The organism is Pseudoroseicyclus tamaricis, from assembly GCF_012070395.1.
In the GTDB taxonomy this organism is placed as follows: domain Bacteria; phylum Pseudomonadota; class Alphaproteobacteria; order Rhodobacterales; family Rhodobacteraceae; genus Pseudoroseicyclus_A; species Pseudoroseicyclus_A tamaricis.
In genome coordinates, this window is sequence record NZ_JAAFYS010000001.1 from 25,907 (window position 1) to 37,500 (window position 11,594).

Below are 11,594 nucleotides of genomic sequence, written 5' to 3' on the forward strand. Positions count from 1 at the left end.
CCCCGAAAGATCCCGAGGTTTTCCATGGCCATCCGCGACATCCTGCTGATCAACCACACCCACACCGATATCGGCTACACCGACTATGCCGACACGCTCTTCCGCCATCAGCGCCGGATCATCGACGATGCGCTCGATCTGGTGGAGGCGGAGCGGGATCGCCCCGACGAGGCGCGCTTCCGCTGGACCTGCGAGGTGAGCGCCATCACCGCAGACTGGTTCCGCCATGCGAGCGAGGGCCAGAAGGACAGGTTCCGCGGCCTCTACGCCGACGGACTGGTCGATGCCGCCGCGATGCCCGTCCACTGGACGCCGCTCATCAGCCCGGCGAATGCGCTGCGCTCGCTCAAGCACCTGCGGCTCCTGAAGGACGAGGGGCTGGACCCGAAGGTCGCGATGCAATGCGACGTCAACGGGCTCGGCTGGTTCTGGACCGACCTCCTCATCGACCTCGGCATCGAGGGCTTCCTGCTGGAATCGAACCCGCACCGCGGCACGCATTTCGACAGTATGCAGCGCCTCTTCGACTGGCGCAGCCCAAGCGGGCGCGATCTCTTCACCTACCACGGCTGGCACTATTCCACCGGCACGAACACCTTCTTCCTCGGCAATGACGACCCCGAGGACACGCAGGCCAATATCGACCGCGTGCTCGCCCGGCTGGAGGAGCGGGGCGGCTATCCCTACGACAAGGTCATCATGCCGGTCACCAACAAGGCGGCGCCCGACAACGGCTTCGCCACGCGCGGCCTCTCGGAGTTCGTCGAGCGCTGGAACGGCGAGGGCCGCAGCCCGGCCATGCGGATCTGCACGGTGACGGAAGCGATGCGCACCATGCGGCAATCGGTGGCGGAGGAGGGCAGCCCCCTGCCTGTCCATGCCGGCGACTGGTCGGACTACTGGGTCGATGGCGTCGGCTCCACCGCCTACGAGACGGTCGTCGCTCGCCAGGCGGAGCGGCTGCTGCCGACCATCGACTTCCTGACCGCGTTCACGAAGGGCGGCGACGACAGCCTCCTCGACCGGGCGGCGGACGAGCTGCAATGGTATGACGAGCACACCTGGGGCGCCTACAACACCCATGCGGACCCCGATTCCCCCTTCGCGCGGATGCAGCTGAGCTGGAAGACCCATCGGGCCCATCACGGCTTCGCCCTCGCGCTCGAGGCCGCCTCGACAGAGGGGCGCCGGCGCGCGCATGAGGTGGCGGACGGAGCGGTCGAGGGCGACCACATCCTGCGCCGCGTCACCAGCAAGGGCGAGCGGCACGGCGGCAATGCCTTCGATCCTGGCCCGGTGGAAGAGCACGCCTATTACGTCGCCAACCCCTCGGCCTACCCCCGCCACCTGTATTGGCCGGTCCCGGCGGATCATGCCGGCTCCGCCCCGCAGACGATCCTCGATGCGCATTCCACCGAGCGCTTCATGACAGGCATGCAGACAAGGGCGGAGCAGCGCCCGAGCGCCACCCATGTGCTGACGGCGGATCTGCCGCCCTTCTCAGAAGCGGTCATCCGCCCCGTCACCGCGCCCCAGACGCGCGGCTTCGCGTCCGGCGACGGCTGGATCGAGAACCCGCGCTGGCGACTGGAGGTCGACTCCGCCGACGGCGCGCTCCGCTCGCTCGTGGACAAGGAGACGGGCCGTGACTGCGTGGCGCCGGACGCGCCGCTTGGCCGGATGGTCTACGAGGCGCTGCCCGACCCGTCGAAGGATCGCTTCGCCACCTTCGGCGGCGATTACGACTGGAGCCGGATGGAGACGATCCGCTGGCCCGAGGGCACAGATTTCGACCGGTGGACCGCGGCTGAGGTGACGGTCGAGTCGCCGGACGTCACGCCGATGGGCATCTCGCTGACCGTCCACCTCGCCTGGCCCCATGGCGACAGCGCGCGGATCACCTATCGGCTCCCGGTCCAGGGGGAGGGCATCGAAGTCGATGCCATGCTCTTCAAGACGCCCGTGACCGCGCCCGAATCCGTCTACATGCTGTTCGGCGCGCCCGGCGCCAGCCCCTCGATCCATCTCGATGTGGGCGACGCGGTGATCGACGTGGCGCGCGAGCAGATCCCCTTCTCCTGCGAGGCCTGGCTCGGCATCCAGCGCTTCGCGGCGATCGGCACCGATAGCGCCGCGCTGACGATTGCCTCGCCCGACGCACCGCTGGCCCAGCCCTTCGGCATCCAGACCGGCAATGTCGGCAGCGGCCGGCAGGGGGAGGATCCGGTCGTGGCCTTCTGGCTGACGAACAACCATTGGGACACGAACTTCCCCATCGTGCAGAGCGGCGGCATCCCCTTCCGCTTCCGCTTGCTGCCCCGGGCCGCGCTCGACCTTGCCGAATCCGCGCGCTTCGCCGAGCTGGAGACGACGCCCCCCCTCATCGTGCGCGCCTATGACAGCGCCGAACAGGCCCCCCATCAGCTCCTTCAGTTGGATGGGCCGGAGAGCGTGACCGCGCGGGTCAGGCCGGCGCCGGGCGGGGCGGGCCTTCTGGTGACGCTGGTCAATGCCGGCGCCGCGGCGGAGGTGCGCCTCTCCACCCCCGGCCGCGAGATCGCCTCGGCGAAGCGCGTGGCGCCCGATGGCACGGCGCTGCCGGGCGACAGCCTGGGCGGGCCTGTCCTTTCCGTCGAGGTTCCGCCGCGCGGGGCGATCCATTTGCTGCTGGAGTGACGCCGCCCGGAGGCAGGCCGCGTCACGCCCCCGCGGCCTGCCTCCCCCCGTCGGATGATGACCAGCCCCGACAGCACGATCAGCGCCGAGCCGATCAGCATCGGCCAGCCCGGGCTCTCGCCGAAAAGCGCGATGCCGAGGCCCGCGCCGAAGGGCAGGCGCAGGTAGCGGAACGGCGTGACGGCGGAGACGGCACCGGTGCGCATCGCGCGCATCAGGGCGCCATAGGCGAAGGGGCCGATAAGCATCGCGGCCACCAGGCAGGTGGTCGCGACAGGGCCAGGCATGACAGGCGGCGCGCCCTCCCAGGCCCAGGTATGCCCGCCCGCGATAATCGCGCCGACGAAGCCTCAGAAGCCCAGCACTGTCACGCCAAGGGAGCGCGGCGCGGCGCGGCGGCGAGCACCATCCAGAGCGCGCCGATGAGGTCGGACCGGCGGCCCGTGTCGGGTATGATCACCGGAGCTCCTTCAAGGCGGTCACAGCGCGACGGCCGAGGCTATCCCGCCCCGCCGACGGGAAAAGGGCCACCGTGGGGGTCCGGGAGGTTAGCTTGCCAGACGCTTTCACTGACTGCTCGGAGTATTCTGCCTGCGGAACACGGGACAGCCACAAGAGCGAATTTGGTATCGAAAGGTCTGCCGTTCGGCTCTGTCCGAACCTCCCCTCACTTCGCCCGCCCGCCGACCATCACGTCCAGCGCCAGGTCCGCCGCGCCGCGGGTGAGGCGGATGTAGTGATCGTCGCAGGCTGCGAAGCGGAGCTGGGAGGAGAGGGCAGGGGGCATGCGCAGGGCGAGGGATTCGCGGATGCCGGTGATCACGTGGTCGCCCAGCCGGGCGATGCGGCCGCCGACCGCGATGACGTCGGGCGCGAGGCCGGTGACGACGCCGGTCATCGCCTCGCCGAGGTTCCGCCCCGCTTCGCGCAGAGCCACGATGGCCTGCGTGTCGCCCTCCTGCACGAGCCGCTCCATCTGCTCGACGCTGCTGACGGGGCGCTCGGGCCGGGCGAACTGGCGCATGAGCGCGGGGTTGGCCGCAATGCCGGCGACGCAGCCGCGGTTGCCGCAGATGCAGGGGGTCTCGCCCGCGGCGGCGACGGGGATATGGCCGATCTCTCCCGCCCAGCCCGCGAGGCCGCGGTGCAAGCCGCCGGGCAGCGCCAGCCCGGCGCCGATCCCCGTCTGCACGAGGATGAAGAGCAGGGCGTCGCCCGGGTCGAACTCCTTGCGCATGCCGAGGGCCATGAGGTTGGCGTCGTTCTCGATCACCACGTCCATGCCGAAGCGGGCGCCGAGATCGGCGGGCAGCACGCCGACGCGCGACCACGGCACGGTGCGCGTCATGCCCGAGACGGGGCCGGGCACGGCAATCACGATGGTGCGGACGAGCGCGCGGGGCACGCCGGAGGTTTCCGTCATCCGGCCGAGCATGGCGTCGAGCTCCGCCACCGTCTGCTCGGCGGTGAGATCGCCCGGCATCCGCCGCTCCTCCGAGATGGCGATGCGGCCGTCGAGCGTGCAGAGCGCGCAGCCGATGCCGTCGGCGTCAAAGCGGGCGACAAGCACCAACGCCGCCCTGGGATTGACGCGGTAGACCGCCGTGGGGCGGCCGCGCTCCCCCTGTGCTTCGGGCGCCTCGTGGACCCAGCCCTCGTCGATCAGCCGGGCGAGCTTGGCGGCGACGGTATTGCGCGACCAGCCGGTCAACTCGGCCAGCTCACCCCGGCTGCGCGGGCCGTGGCGGAGGCCCTGCACCAGCACCGCCTCGTCGCGCCCCGCGAGCGCGGGAACGCGCCTACCGGAAGTCTCTGCCATGCCCACCGCCCTTTTTGTCAAAAATGACATAACCAAGTTCAAGATTGACGCACCCGTGTCAAGCGCCGCTATGCTGATCCTCGCCGGGTGGAGGACTCGGCGGGACGATGAGGAGGCATGTCCATGACGAAACACCCCACCCGTATTCTGTCCGCCGGCATCCTGCTGGCCGCGCTCGGCTCCGCCGCTTTCGCGCAGGACGAGACCGCCGCCTTTGATGCCGCCGTCGCCGAGGCGCAGCGCATCGCCGAAGGGCAGGAGCTGACGGGCTATATCGAGTTCATCGGCCAGAACAGCGGCGCCGAGGGCGAGACGCTGCAGCAGGTCTACGAGGCGTTCACCGAGGGCACCGGCATCGAGGTGCGCTACACCGGCACGCCGGATTCGCCCGCCATCATCCAGTCGCGCATGCAGGCCGGAAACCCGCCGGACGTGGCCGACATGCAGCTCGGCATCGCCCGCGACTACGCGGCCGAGGGCGCCCTGCAGGACATCGGCGCCGCCTTCGGTGAGACGATGACCGCCAACTTCGGGCAGGCCCTGCTGGACACGGCGACCTTCGACGGCACGCTCGTGGGCGTCTTCCAGGGGCTCAACCCCTTCATGGTCTGGTACAACCCGCAGGCCTATGAGGGCCCCGAGGCGCCGAGCGAGTGGCAGGCGCTCGTCGACTACACCATGGCCGAGGCCGAAGCGGGCAATACCGCCTGGTGCGCCGCGCAGGGCGCGGGGCCGTCGAGCGGCTTTCCCGGGGCGCAGATGGTCGACAATCTCTTCCTCAAGAAGTGGGGGCCCGAGCTCTACCAGCAATGGGGCAATGGCGAGCTGTCCTGGACGAGCGACGAGGTCCGCTGGGCCTTCGAGGAATTCCTGACCGTCATCGCGGCGCAGGGCCATGTGCAGGGCGGCCCGATCGGCGCGCTCTCCACCTCCATCGCGACCGGTTACAACGGCCTCGTGGCCGATCCCGCGGGCTGCGATCTGGTGATGTGGGGCGCGTGGACACCCGGCCTGCTCGGCGACGCCGCCGTGCCCGGCGAGAACATCGACTTCTTCCGCGTGCCGGCGAGCGACGAGGCCTTCTACGACGCGGAGCTCTTCCAGTCGGCGCTCGCGGTGGCCTTCAACGACCGGCCCGAGACGATGGTCTTCCTCGAATACATGGCCTCGACTCCGGCGCAGACCTATCTCGCCTCGCTGAACCGCTGGCCGGTGGCCAACCAGAATGTGCCGGCGGACACCTACCCGAGCGAGCTTCTGCAGCGCATCGCCGAGCAGTTCCTCGCCGAGGGCGCGACCGACTTCGCCGCGGGTCCGAACCTTCTGGCCGATGCCGAGACGAGCGCCGCCTATTACAAGGGCATCGTGAGCGTCCTGCAATCGCCGGACAACCTGGATCAGGTTCTTCAGACCATCGAGGCGACGACGGCCGAGTAAGGCCGTCCGCATGCCAGACCCGGGGGGCCATCCGTGACCGATACCCTGACCTTCGTTCCGCTGATGATCGTGCTTGGCGCGATCGGGCTGCCTGCGGCCGTGTTTGCGGCCCTCGGCGCGGGCGAGCGCGCCCTGTCCCTTTTCCCTGGGGGGGCAGGGCGGCGCGCCCGGCCCTGGGTCTGGCTCTTTTTGCCGCTGATCCTGGTGATCCTCATCCTGATCTACCCGGTGATCGTGACGATCTTCACCTCGTTTCAGGATGCGCGCGCCGAGACTTGGGTGGGCGGGCAGAACTACACCTGGGCCTTCTCGGGCCAGATGCTCGACATCGTCGGCAACAACCTCCTGTGGCTGGTGGCCTTTCCGCTGATCACGCTGGTGCTGGCGCTTGCGAGCGCCACGCTCTTCGACAAGGTGCGCTACGAGCCCTTGGCGATGACCATCGTCATCCTGCCCACGGCGATCTCCTTCACCGCGGGCTCGGTGATCTGGACGCAGATGTATAGCTTCCAGCCCTCCGGCAGCCCCCAGATCGGCACGCTCAACGCCATCCGTGCGCTCTTCGGGGCCGATCCACTGCCCTGGCTCATCCAGCCGGTGGTCAACAATTTCGCGCTGATCTTCGTGGCCGTGTGGCTGCAGCTCGGCATTGCAACGCTGATCCTGTCGTCGGCCATCAAGAACGTCGGCAGCGAGATGCTCGAGGCGGCGCGGCTGGATGGTGCCGGCGAGTGGCGGATCTTCCGCTCGATGATCCTGCCCAACATCCTGCCCTCGGTGCTGGTGGTGCTGACGACGATGATCATCGCCGCGCTCAAGGTGTTCGACATCGTCTACGTGATGACCAACGGCAATTTCGGCACCGACGTGATCGCCAACCGGCTGTATTACGAGCTCTTCGCGGTCAACAACCTCGGCCATGCCAGTGCCATCGCGGTGATCCTGCTCTTCACGGCCCTGCCAGTCGCGCTCATCAACATCTTCCAGTTCCGCTCGGAGGCCCGCTCGTGACCGGCGCACCTGATCCCGCCATCACCCCCCGGACCCTCGCGCCCCGCGCCCGCAAGGGCCGCCGGATACGCTTGCCCGGCGCGCTGGTGCATGTCGTCGTGATCCTCTTCATCGTCGGATGGTTCGTGCCGATCCTGGCGCTGTTCGTCTCCTCTATCCGCACGCAGGCCGACACGGCGAGCTCCGGCTGGTGGATGGCGCTGGTGCGCCCCGACCTGAGCTTGCAGAACTACGCCCTCGCGTTCGACCAGATGAACATAGCCGGCAGTCTCGGTACCTCGCTGGCCATCGCCATCCCGACCACGGTGCTGACCGTTCTTTTGTCGGTCATCGGCGCCTACGCGCTGGTGCGGATGCAGTTTGCCGGGCGCACGGCGTTGTCACTGCTGCTCGTCGCCCTTCTGGTGACGCCGCCGCAGATCACGCTGGTGCCGCTTCTTCGCCTGTACAACCAGGTGGGCCTGTCGGGCAGCATCCCCGGCATCTGGCTCTACCAGGTCGGCTTCACGCTGCCCTTCGGGGTGTTCCTGCTGCGGGGCTTCATCGCCTCGATCCCCAAGGATCTCTACGAGAGCGCCAATCTCGACGGCGCCTCCGAGCTGCGGACCTTCTGGTCGATCGTGCTGCCGCTGTCGCGCCCGATCATGGCCTCGCTCGGCATCATGGCGTTCCTCTGGTCGTGGAACGACCTGCTCATTCCGCTGCTGTTCCTCGGCGGCTCGGGCGTCTCGCCGCCGATCACCGTCAACCTCGCCGGCCTCGTCGCGCAGACGACGCAAGGCCAGGGCCCGCTCATGGCTGCGACCTTCCTGTCGGTGATCGTGCCGCTGGTGCTGATCGTCTCGCTGCAGCGCTACTTCGTGCGCGGCATCCTCGGCGGCGCGGTGAAGGGGTGAGCGGAATGGGCCAGACCACAATAGTCGAAGGAGAGCTCTCGTGACGGGCGTGTCCATCCGCAAGGCAGAGAAGAGCTACGGCGACGTCGCCGTGATCCATGGCGTCTCGGTGGAGATCGAGGAGGGCGAGTTCGTCGTGCTCGTCGGTCCCTCGGGCTGCGGCAAGTCGACCCTGCTGCGCATGATCGCCGGGCTGGAGGAGATCACCGGCGGCGAGATCGCCATCGGCGAGCGCGTGGTCAATGATGTCGAGGCGAAGCACCGCGACATCGCCATGGTCTTCCAGAGCTACGCGCTCTACCCGCACATGACGGTGCGCGACAACATGGCCTTCTCGCTGAAGCTGAAGGGCATGGACAGGGCTGAGCGCGAGACGCGCATCAATCGCGCCGCCGTCATCCTCGGGCTGGAGCCGCTGCTCACCCGCTATCCCCGCCAGCTCTCCGGCGGGCAGCGCCAGCGCGTCGCCATGGGGCGGGCCATCGTGCGCGACCCGCAGGTGTTTCTCTTCGACGAGCCGCTGTCGAACCTCGATGCCAAGCTGCGGGTCGAGATGCGCAGCGAGATCAAACAGCTGCAACACCGGCTGAAGACGACGACGATCTATGTCACCCACGACCAGGTCGAGGCGATGACGATGGCCGACAAGATCGTCGTGATGCGCGCCGGCCGGGTCGAGCAATGCGACACGCCGCTGGGGCTTTATGACAACCCGGCCAATACCTTCGTCGCCGCCTTCATCGGCTCGCCGTCGATGAACTTCGTCGAGGGCAAGGTGGAGGGCGATGCCGTCGTCACCGAAGATGGCATCCGCCTGCCGCTGCCGGCCGGCAGCGGCGCCGCCCTTGCCGGCCGACAAGTCACCTACGGCTTCCGCCCCGAGCATATGGAGCTGGCGCCCGAGGGCGGCATCCCCTGCGAGATCGAGCTGATCGAGCCCACCGGCTCGGAGACGATGGTCTCGCTGCGCATGGGGCAGGCGGCGGTGGCCGGCGTGTTCCGCGAGCGCATCGCGGGGCCCGAGGGCAGCACGCTCGGCATCCGCCCCGATGCCGCCCGCATCCATCTCTTCGATCCCCGGACGGGCCAGCGGCTCGCCTGAGCCCGCCCGCCCCTTTCCCAGGAAGGCCTTCCCCATGATCCCGAACAACGACCTGTCGTTCCAGATGTTCTCCTCCCGCGAGGCGGAGACGATGGAGGAGCAGCTCTCGCTCCTCGCCGAGCTGGGCTATACCGACATCCAGCCCTTCTTCTTCGGCCCGCCAGAGAGCATGGACACGGTGCGCGAGGATGCCGCCGCGATGAAGCGCCACGGGCTGACAGCCAAGAGCGGGCATTTCACCTTCGACATCTTCGAGACCCAGCCCGATCTGGTGGCGGAGATCGCCAGGGCCTACGGCATGTGGCTGGTGGTGCTGCCCTATATCGACCCCGAGGATCGCCCGAGCAACGCCGAGGGCTGGAAGGCCATCGGCGCGAAGCTCGCCCGGTTCACCGAGGAGATGAAAGCCCGCGGCCTGACCTTCGCCTACCATAACCACGAGTTCGAGATGGTCCCCCTCGCGGATGGCTCCTACCCGATCGACCACCTTCTCGGCGAGACGGTGCCCTTCGAGCCCGACCTCGCCTGGATGGTCGTCGGCGGCGCCGACCCGCTCGTGTGGCTGAAGAAGTACTCCGGCCGCATCCCCGCGGTGCATGTGAAGGACAAGGCCGCAGAGGGCGAGAACGAGGACCAGATGGGCTTCGCCGATCTCGGCCACGGCGTGCTCGACTGGCAGACCCTCTGGGATGCCTCGGTCGAGGCGGGCGCCGAGCTGATGGTGGTGGAGCATGACATGCCGGGCGACTGGCGCCGCTTCGCCCGCCGCAGCATCGAGAGCCTGCGCCGCATCGGCGGCACGGCCTGATCTTCCTTCAGACGGACTGACACAGACATGCGCGACCCCGCCTACGATGCCATCGTCATCGGCTCCGGCCCCTCGGGCTCCTTCGCGGCGAAGGAGCTGACGGAGCAGGGGCTGACGGTGCTGATGCTGGAGGCGGGCCCGAAGGTCGGCCCCGAGCAGTTCGACCCGGCCCGCAAGCCCGCCAAACCCGCCGCGATCAACGTGATCGAGCGGGCGATGGCGACGCTGAAGGGGCAGGGGGCGCAGGCGCGCGCGCCCTTCTACCGGGGCATGTTCAGCCAGTTCTACGTCAGCGACCGCGACCATCCCTACACCACGCCGAAGGATGCGCCCTACATCTGGATCCGCGGGCGACAGGCCGGGGGGCGCTCTCACACTTTCGGGCGCGTCCTCATGCGCTGGAGCGATGACGATTTCCGCGCCCACAGCCTGACGGGCAATGGGGTGGACTGGCCGATCAGCTATGACGACCTCGCGCCCTATTACGACGAGGTGGAAGGCTTCCTCGGCCTCTACGGCAATGCCGATGGCGTGGAATCGCTGCCGGACCCGGTGGCAAAGCACCCCGCCCATCTCTCCCCGGCGGAGGAGGCGTTCAAGGCCAACCTCGAACGCCGCTTCCCCGCCCGCCACGCCGTCGCCTGGCGGGCCGTGGCGCCGACGCCCGACCGTATCTTCCCGCCCCTGCGCGCCGCGCTGGAGACGGGGCTCCTCACCATCCGCTACGACAGCATCGCCGCCCGCATCCTGACGGAGGGCGGCCGGGCCACCGGCGTCGAGGTGATCGACCGCGAGAGCCGGGCGCGCGAGACATTGCGGGCGGACCAGATCCTCTGCGCCGCCTCGCCGATCGAGACGATCCGCCTGCTCTTCAACTCGGCGGATGAGGCGCATCCGGACGGCCTCGGCAATTCCGCCGGCCTGCTCGGGCGCTATTTCATGGACCAGCTTCCCATGCTCGGCCTCGGCGCCTTTCCCGAGGTGCCGGGCTGGGCCGAGGTCGCGGGCTTTCCCGAAGACCCGTTCTACGACCCCTCGGGCGGCATCTTCATCCCCCGCTTCGACCGGGCCTCGCCGGACCGCGGCGAGTTCTCCTTCCAGGGCGCCATCGGCCGCAGCCCGGTGCCGGAGGGCGACCCGTCGGCGCTGCTCTTCTTCGGCTTCGGCCAGATGCAGCCCCATGCCGACAACCGGGTGATGCTCGACCCCCGCAAGAAGGATCGCTGGGGCCTGCCCGCGCCGCATATCATCTGCAAGATCCGCGGGGCGGACCACGCGCTGCTGGCGGAGCAGGAAGAGGCCTTCCTCTCCACCATCAACGGCGCCGGCGGCGTGGTGGAATTCCTCGGCTCGCCGCATGGCATCCGCGAATGGGGGCGGGGCGCCTATCCGGACGAGAGCCGCCTGATGCGCTTCCTCTTCAAGCGCTTCTTCCACCGCGTCATGGTCATGGGCGCCGGCATCCACGAATGCGGCGGCGCCCGCATGGGCAACGACCCGGCCGTTAGCGTGACGGATGATCACGGCCGCCTGTGGGATGTGCAGGGCGTGACCCTCGTCGATGCCAGCACTTTCGCCGGCAGCGGCGTCTCCGGCACGACCCTCACCATCATGGCCCAGGCCGTCCGCTCCGCCCGCGCCATCGCGCGGGCCACCAACCGGCGGCAAGCGGCGGGGTGACACCGGGCATTCTTGATCGGGAGCCCTGTGGGGCATGACGGCAGGTCGGTAGGCCTTGATCGGGGCAACCCGAGACATCACCTCTTTGCCGACGGCTCCCGCAGCTTAGGCAGCACATGGACGTTCAGGCCGGCAGCATCGCGGGCCGAAGGCGATACGTTTCGC

Annotated in this window: 8 protein-coding genes; 7 read left to right on the forward strand and 1 reads right to left on the reverse strand. The window is 68.9% G+C overall.

Annotated elements, in window-relative coordinates; translation table 11 throughout:
* Positions 1 to 24 precede the first annotated feature (24 nt).
* Positions 25 to 2,676: a glycoside hydrolase family 38 N-terminal domain-containing protein gene (locus GY170_RS00115; RefSeq protein WP_163888810.1), complete on the forward strand. Its 2,652-nt coding sequence runs from the start codon at positions 25 to 27 to the stop codon at positions 2,674 to 2,676.
* Between the two features lie 667 nt (positions 2,677 to 3,343).
* Here GY170_RS00115 and GY170_RS00120 read toward each other — a convergent pair.
* Positions 3,344 to 4,495: an ROK family transcriptional regulator gene (locus GY170_RS00120; protein WP_163888812.1), complete on the reverse strand. Its 1,152-nt coding sequence runs from the start codon at positions 4,493 to 4,495 to the stop codon at positions 3,344 to 3,346.
* A 123-nt stretch (positions 4,496 to 4,618) separates the two neighbouring features.
* Between GY170_RS00120 and GY170_RS00125 the strand changes: the two genes are divergently transcribed.
* From GY170_RS00125 to GY170_RS00150, 6 genes are read left to right on the forward strand one after another with little or no spacing between them, the layout of a single operon-like run.
* Positions 4,619 to 5,932 carry an ABC transporter substrate-binding protein gene (locus tag GY170_RS00125; protein WP_163888814.1) on the forward strand — a complete coding sequence of 438 codons (1,314 nt, stop codon included), beginning with the start codon at positions 4,619 to 4,621 and terminating at the stop codon, positions 5,930 to 5,932.
* 33 nt (positions 5,933 to 5,965) lie between these two features.
* Positions 5,966 to 6,943 carry a carbohydrate ABC transporter permease gene (locus tag GY170_RS00130; protein ID WP_163888816.1) on the forward strand — a complete coding sequence of 326 codons (978 nt, stop codon included), beginning with the start codon at positions 5,966 to 5,968 and terminating at the stop codon, positions 6,941 to 6,943.
* Positions 6,940 to 7,839: a carbohydrate ABC transporter permease gene (locus GY170_RS00135; protein ID WP_163888818.1), complete on the forward strand. Its 900-nt coding sequence runs from the start codon at positions 6,940 to 6,942 to the stop codon at positions 7,837 to 7,839. Before GY170_RS00130 ends, GY170_RS00135 begins: the two co-directional genes overlap by 4 nt.
* Positions 7,840 to 7,879: 40 nt before the next feature.
* Positions 7,880 to 8,941, forward strand: coding sequence for an ABC transporter ATP-binding protein (locus tag GY170_RS00140; protein ID WP_163888820.1), 1,062 nt, complete (start codon positions 7,880 to 7,882; stop codon positions 8,939 to 8,941).
* A 34-nt stretch (positions 8,942 to 8,975) separates the two neighbouring features.
* Complete coding sequence (locus GY170_RS00145; protein WP_163888821.1) at positions 8,976 to 9,749, forward strand: sugar phosphate isomerase/epimerase family protein; 774 nt, start codon at positions 8,976 to 8,978, stop codon at positions 9,747 to 9,749.
* A 27-nt stretch (positions 9,750 to 9,776) separates the two neighbouring features.
* On the forward strand, positions 9,777 to 11,429 hold the full coding sequence (locus GY170_RS00150) for a GMC oxidoreductase (protein ID WP_163888823.1): 1,653 nt from the start codon (positions 9,777 to 9,779) through the stop codon (positions 11,427 to 11,429).
* Positions 11,430 to 11,594 lie beyond the last annotated feature (165 nt).

Coding starts and splice junctions, on each gene's coding strand:
- GY170_RS00115 (WP_163888810.1), top strand. CDS start 25: ATGGCCATCCGCGACATCCTGCTGATCAACCACACCCACACCGATATC.
- GY170_RS00120 (WP_163888812.1), bottom strand. CDS start 4,495: ATGGCAGAGACTTCCGGTAGGCGCGTTCCCGCGCTCGCGGGGCGCGAC.
- GY170_RS00125 (WP_163888814.1), top strand. CDS start 4,619: ATGACGAAACACCCCACCCGTATTCTGTCCGCCGGCATCCTGCTGGCC.
- GY170_RS00145 (WP_163888821.1), top strand. CDS start 8,976: ATGATCCCGAACAACGACCTGTCGTTCCAGATGTTCTCCTCCCGCGAG.
- GY170_RS00150 (WP_163888823.1), top strand. CDS start 9,777: ATGCGCGACCCCGCCTACGATGCCATCGTCATCGGCTCCGGCCCCTCG.